Source organism: Peribacillus sp. B65, from assembly GCF_058513295.1.
Genome location: NZ_CP195840.1, coordinates 5,521,541 through 5,521,950 on the forward strand (window position 1 = coordinate 5,521,541; position 410 = coordinate 5,521,950).

General features: G+C 46.1%; 1 pseudogene. It reads left to right on the forward strand.

The window, feature by feature from the left end:
- Nucleotides 1–410: pseudogene (locus tag ACSR9O_RS27295) on the forward strand (flotillin family protein); the annotation flags it as partial.

Consider the following 410-nt stretch of genomic DNA (forward strand, 5'->3'; position numbering starts at 1 on the left):
CGAATTCCGGCGTGAGCAGGATATTGCCAAAGCACGGGCTGACCAAGCTTACGATCTTGAAACGGCCAGATCTAAACAGGATGTAACAGAACAGGAAATGCAAATCAGGATCATTGAACGTCAGAAGCAAATTGAGCTGGAGGAAAAGGAAATCCTTCGCCGTGAAAAGCAATATGATTCAGAAGTGAAGAAAAAGGCCGATGCCGACCGTTATGCGGTAGAGCAGGCAGCCTCAGCCAACAAGATGAAACAGATTACAGAAGCGGATGCCGATAAGTATAAAATTGAAGCCAAGCAGAAAATCGCTGAAGCTTTTGAACAGTTCGGGCAAGCGGCCGTAATGGACATGATTTTGAAAATGCTGCCGGAGTATGCAAAACAAGTGGCAAGCCCGCTTAGTAATATCGACA